The 3,950-nt window shown below is 35.3% G+C and carries 5 protein-coding genes; 3 read left to right on the top strand and 2 right to left on the bottom strand.

What is annotated here, in order from left to right; genetic code table 11:
* Window positions 1-175: 175 nt before the first annotated feature.
* A complete protein-coding gene (locus PX482_RS26430) occupies window positions 176-442 on the top strand; it encodes a DUF4258 domain-containing protein (protein ID WP_002757425.1) in 267 nt (88 codons plus the stop codon).
* A complete protein-coding gene (locus PX482_RS26425; RefSeq protein ID WP_002757423.1) occupies window positions 393-635 on the top strand; it encodes a DUF2283 domain-containing protein in 243 nt (80 codons plus the stop codon). Before PX482_RS26430 ends, PX482_RS26425 begins: the two co-directional genes overlap by 50 nt.
* A 388-nt stretch (window positions 636-1,023) precedes the next feature.
* Here the strand turns inward: PX482_RS26425 and PX482_RS26420 are convergent, their stop codons facing one another.
* Entirely contained in the window at window positions 1,024-1,983 is a 960-nt protein-coding gene (locus tag PX482_RS26420; protein ID WP_002757421.1) for a hypothetical protein, read from the bottom strand.
* A gap of 18 nt (window positions 1,984-2,001) precedes the next feature.
* Entirely contained in the window at window positions 2,002-3,486 is a 1,485-nt protein-coding gene (locus PX482_RS26415; RefSeq protein WP_002757420.1) for an AAA family ATPase, read from the bottom strand.
* A gap of 257 nt (window positions 3,487-3,743) precedes the next feature.
* Here PX482_RS26415 and PX482_RS26410 point away from each other — a divergent pair.
* A partial coding sequence (locus PX482_RS26410) for a DUF29 family protein (RefSeq protein WP_288123222.1) occupies window positions 3,744-3,950 on the top strand: 207 nt, incomplete at its 3' end.

The raw sequence follows: 3,950 nt of genomic DNA, 5'->3' as shown, positions 1-3,950 counted from the left end.
TCAATCCTTATCTGGCAAGAGATTTAATTGATTAGTTCGCTCCAGATCGCAAACAATTGACAAAAATTGCGGCAATGTCTGTCTCTATAAAGGTTTCATTCCTTATAACCCCGTCCATTGCATAAGACAAACCGAAGAACCCTAATCCCTTACAAAAAAATACTCCGAAATCCTCGTGAACTTTATTTTAAGTCACCATGCCGAAGAAAAAATTATTCAACGCCAAATCTCTTTAAAAATATTGCAGGACATCCTCAATAATCCTGAGCAAATTTTAGAAGAAGATGGACTCAAAGTTTATCAAGGTACGTTTGTCACCATTAACAATCAAACTTATCTTCTGAGAATTTACATTAATGACTTAGTTGAGCCTCAAAAAATTGTTACACTATATGTTACCAGTAAACTTAAAAAATATAGGCAGCTATCAAATGAAAGCTAAATATGATGCTGAAGTTGACGTTTTAACAATTACCTGGCATGACACACCCGTAGAAGAAAGTGAGGCAATCAGTCCGGGGGTTATTCTTGACTATGATCAAGCAGGTAATGTAATCGGGATTGAAATTCTTAATGCTTCTCGAAAAATCGAGAATTTTTCTCCGAATGTGCAGGTAGCTATTTCTTCTCGATAAAGGTGATCGCTGATCCTGTAGTGCGAGCGCCGATCTGTAGGTTGGGTTGAGGTAACGAAACCCAACATTGCCTTTATTTCTTACCTTAATTTTTTGGGTTTCACTTCTACATTTTATTCCATACCAATATCACTATCAAAGATCAGCTTTTCTGAAACTCCCCACATCTGATCATAAATTCCTTCTTCAACATAACGGTGAAAACTGGAATATTGCCAATCTTTCGGAGCGTTTACTAATCCATGATGCACGGTATTCGAGATGATTAACAAAATCTCAATAAAAAACCCTTGACAAATCCCCGCCCTTGACAGATACTTATATATAGAATGGGAATCCGTACCTTCCTACAAACCCTCTTTTTTTAGGTCAAATAATGCGATTAAATTTATTCCTGCTCCCTGGGGTTGAGTTCTAGCTTCAGCAGTTTTAGGAGATGGGAAATATGGCAGCTTGGATTATCGCTATTGTGAGCATAAAATCTTCCTATTTGTAGTGCCAGTTGTTCTCTATATCTTTCTGGGGGTGATGTATGGTCCTCTGGAGGTTCAACTTGTAACCAATATTGCTTCGCTTTTTTGATAGTCAACAGAGCCAGCACTAATTCCGATTGGCTATTGTCGTGGCTAACTTGATATTGTTTTTGCCAAGATAGCTGTAATTTCTCCACTTCCGATAGTTCTAGGTTTTGACAATGAGAAATTCTCCCTTTAACTCTGGAAAAATTATTTTTTAAATCGGCATCATCCTTAATTTTATCTGCCATATCAAGATAAATATTTTCTAGCCTAGCAGCGGAATTTTGATAAACAGCCGAATGTTCGCTAAGAATTGATTGAATATGAGTATCGGGAAAAATAAAATAGCACTCTTTATGAATCAATCCCGTCACCCAAATTCTATGCTGTCCAACCCGATTGACTTTAATCAGTGATTTTTTATATAAGTCCTCAAAAATTTGCTCTAAATCCTTAAATGGATAGGAATCATCTAAACGTTTATTTTGTAAGTCTAAATCGACGATAGCGAACAGTTGCTGGGGATTTAAATAAGAAGCTTCTGGGTTCTCTTGATGCAAACGCAAAAGATTAAAGTAAGTATTTAAAACATCATTTCTATCACCACAGTTAAAAAAAGTCGGTATCTTTTGTCTCCAATCCCTAGGAAGACAAGCTTTATAAAAATTAGCATCGGGAAAATCTGCCATAGCTCGATAGGATTGAGGAGATAACCTGCCGGCATTTTTTTTGATTTCCCCTTCACAGAGGATGACAAATTTATTACGAATTTGACAGTTTGCCAGAATAAATTGACAATGTTCTAAAAGTTCCGTTTCCTTAAGACTCATGGGTTAGTTTCTCCATCTTTATTTCAATAGTTTTGGTTCTATCTCTTTAACATGAGCGGGAGTTAAAGCTTGACAGAGTTCATAGGAATGAGTGGCTAAGATATATTGATTGCTAGGTTCCCATTCCTGCAAGTCCTCAATAATTTTATATTGCCAGTCGGGATGGAGAGCAATCTCAATTTCATCCATCAAGACAATCGCATCTTTTATCCTACGATACTTTAGCCACAGATAGATACTTAATCGCTTCAGTTCCCCATGACTCAAATCCTCTGGATATAATTCTTCTCCGTTTGTGTCTCCTTTGAATTTAAAGGTAATCCCCGATATATCTTTATCTAAATTAATTTCTTTGTCGGATAAAATTGAATTTAAGTTTTGCCGTATTAGTTGATAATTATTTCCATATTCACCAGTTTCTATAGCTTGGGCAAAATCTTGATCACGAGCCATGATAAAGTAATTAATCAATAGCTCAACTGGCAGAAAATCGTAGGTAAATAAGTTGCTAAGTTTCTTTTTAATATCTGCCATGGCTAAATAATAGTTACTAGAGTCTGGATTCCCTTGATTTATCTGAAAAAGACTCTTGTTAGTAGCTTTAGGTAAAAAGATAAAAACTTGCGTTGAAGGTGCGGCTAAAAATATTTTTGAGGATAATTCTTTCATGAATAATTGAAATTCTTCTTGGGTTGCTTGAATAAATTTACACAACAAAAATATCTCTTGATTCTTCTGGTTATTGGCTTGACAAAGATATATTAAGCTATTTATTCCTAAAATATTTTTAATTATTTTTGTTTGCTGAAGTAATGTTTGAGATTGAGGAGCATCAATGTATATTTGAGCATTCGTCATTCCCAGTTTATCTTGAATAGAATTTATTATTACCTCTAAAAAATTTGCTGGATATTCATCTAAGTATATATCTATTGTTGATATTATGTCTAAATCAAATAAAAAATTGAGTTCTTCTGGGGTAAATAAATGTCGAATTAATTTGTTTCTTTCTGTTTCATCTTCTAGCTTCAATGTTGTAAGTTTTTCTTGAATATTTTTGAGTCTTTCACGTTGGCCATTTAGCTTTTTGATTTTTTGTTTAATGTCCTGTAATTTTTTTAAATCATCAACGTTAACAGTATCCAAATCTTCTTTTTGTCCGTCAAGATTAGATACCAAGTCTTTTACATAAGCATCTCTGCAAATAAAAAAATCTAGTTTTACTTCTTCCCGATTGTCGGTTAGAATTTCAAAAATAGCCAGGGTTTTCTGCTCTAACTCATCTTCTAGTTGACATCGATGGAGTAAATTTACCACATATTCTATCTTTTCTGGATCACCAGAACAATGAAGCAGGATAAAAATTAATTGTAGAAGGGTACTTTTGCCACCGCCATTTTGACTACCGATAGGGAATATCTGGGGAAAAAAGTCTTTCTCGAAACTAAGATCAATATTCTTTAACACTCGAAAGTCAGGAACTTGAACCCGTAGTAACCGCATTGTCAAAACCCCTGTAATCCTATCCTCTTGCTCATCTGCTTATTGTAGCCCACAGGCAAAGGTGAAACAATCTCTTATCCTACCGGCCAAATTCTGGCAGATTTTTTCAAAAAAATCCTTGACAAATCCCCGCACTTGACAGATACTTATATATAGAATGGGAATCCGTGCCTGCCTGCGAACCCTCTTTTTTTAGGTTAGATAAGCGTCAAGAAAATAAAAACCTAATACCTGACCAGCACTAAACAGGATAGGGTATGACAACTAAAGACTTATACGAACAAGACTATCTTGCTTGGTTAGAAGAAACGGCCAAACAACTGCGACAAAGACAGACAGATGTATTAGATTGGGAACATCTCGAAGAAGAAATCGAAGCGCTGGGGAATGAACAGAGACATAAAGTAGATAGTTATCTCCTACAATTGCTCATTCATCTGCTTCTCTACCAATACTGGCCGGAG

This window comes from Microcystis sp. M53602_WE12 (genome assembly GCF_030065455.1).
In the GTDB taxonomy this organism is placed as follows: Bacteria; Cyanobacteriota; Cyanobacteriia; order Cyanobacteriales; family Microcystaceae; genus Microcystis; species Microcystis aeruginosa.
The sequence above is the reverse complement of the archived record's forward strand: the minus strand, read 5'-3'. Positions and strand labels throughout refer to the sequence as shown.

Bases quoted from the DNA above. Each gene is read 5' to 3' on its own strand.
- PX482_RS26425 (WP_002757423.1), top strand. From the start codon at position 393: ATGTTACCAGTAAACTTAAAAAATATAGGCAGCTATCAAATGAAAGCT.
- PX482_RS26420 (WP_002757421.1), bottom strand. From the start codon at position 1,983: ATGAGTCTTAAGGAAACGGAACTTTTAGAACATTGTCAATTTATTCTG.
- PX482_RS26415 (WP_002757420.1), bottom strand. From the start codon at position 3,486: ATGCGGTTACTACGGGTTCAAGTTCCTGACTTTCGAGTGTTAAAGAAT.